Origin of the sequence: Clostridium sp. 1001275B_160808_H3 (assembly GCF_015550425.1) — a bacterium.
GTDB lineage: Bacteria > Bacillota > Clostridia > Clostridiales > Clostridiaceae > Clostridium.
The window spans coordinates 1-1,461 of record NZ_JADNAT010000055.1 but is presented as its reverse complement, the minus strand read 5'-3'; the positions used below and the strand labels follow the sequence as shown (position 1 = coordinate 1,461).

Annotated in this window: 1 protein-coding gene; it reads right to left on the bottom strand. The window is 29.8% G+C overall.

The genetic code is table 11. The annotated features are described in order from the left end of the window. Positions 1-39: 39 nt before the first annotated feature. Positions 40-1,368, bottom strand: a complete 1,329-nt coding sequence (locus I2A75_RS17835; RefSeq protein ID WP_195266937.1) for an IS3 family transposase — start codon at positions 1,366-1,368, stop codon at positions 40-42. Positions 1,369-1,461 lie beyond the last annotated feature (93 nt).

The following is a 1,461-nucleotide window of genomic DNA, read 5'->3' as shown; positions in this document are numbered from 1 at the left end:
TAAACTGATACCTATGTCAAGGACATTATAAAAAAAGGGTTATGCACAAAGAAGATGATTTCTGTATTGAACAGGGGTCATCTTTTTTTGATCCCATTTATATCTGTAGTTATTATAATAAATTATATATTTATTAATTTTGCTTTTAAGTTCTTCATATGAATTACACTTCTTAGATTTAACAGAGTCCTTCAAATGACCAAAGAACGATTCCTGCGGGGCGTTATCCCAACAGTTTCCACGGCGAGACATAGATTGTCCTAAGTTGTTTTCCTTCAGTAAGGCTTGAAATATAGGACTTGTATAATGTGATCCTTGGTCAGAATGGATAAATGCATTAGCAGCTAACTTTACTTTCTTCTGTTTTTTTAGTTTTAATATTGTTTCTGTCGCTATATCCAGAGTGATTCGCTTAGACATATGATGAGTTAATATTTCACCTGTTGAGGCATCTAGAATGGTTGACAAATAAGCCATACCGTTTTCGCCGTATGGCAAATATGTAATATCAGTTAATAAAACTAAACCAGGAGTTTTTTGCTTGAAATTTCTTTCTAAAAGATTTGGCACAGTTCTATGTTCTTTAGTTGCTTTTGCTATTTTTTTATAAGGATTAGCTTTTCTATGTGGGCATATAATTTCATATTTTTTCATTATTCGTTGTATCTTTTTTAAGCTATAAATTGCATTATATTCATTTTCTAATATCATTTTAATAGACCTAGAACCTTTCTTGTATCCACGTCGGTTAAAAGCCTTTAAAATTAGATTTTTAGCAAATATGTCTTGGTTGTCACGTTGCTTTCGTATATCTGCTGAATTTATATAATTGTAATATCCCGAGCGTGAAACATCTAAAATCTTGCAAAAATATCCTGTTAACCTTTTAAAATTATTCATTTCAATTGTAGATTTTATTAATTCAAATTTAGTGCTAGTATTCAATTCTTTATTTTTCTTTATCAGCAACCTTTCTTTCTCGTCTAATTTTTTTAATAGTTCTACCTGTGCTTCAAGTAGCTTGATTTTAGCTTCTTGTCTTTCTATAATTTCTTCTTTCGTTAATTCGCGATTAACATTGCGGTAACGTGGAGTTCTTGTGGCTTTATCTAAAGCTAGAATACCGCCTTTATCATAGGCTTTCTTCCATCTAGCAGCTGATTCTTCAACTCTTTTAATTCCAATCATAGCTATATCAAATCCATTTTCAGCAAAAATTTTTCGTGCTGGTTTTCCAGAAATATATTCATCTATAAATAATCTTTTGAACTCAAATGTATAAGTTATTGTTGTTTCACTTACTTTAGCTACATATTTATTCTTCTTTAATTTTTCTATATCTTCTCTCGTTAATAAAAATCTACCCATTCAACAACCTCCATCTATTTATTTAATTATATAAAAAATACCTATAGCCATAAACCCTTTTATTTAAGTGTCTAGTCTATAGGTATCAGTTTA

Coding starts and splice junctions, on each gene's coding strand:
- I2A75_RS17835 (WP_195266937.1), bottom strand. CDS start 1,368: ATGGGTAGATTTTTATTAACGAGAGAAGATATAGAAAAATTAAAGAAG.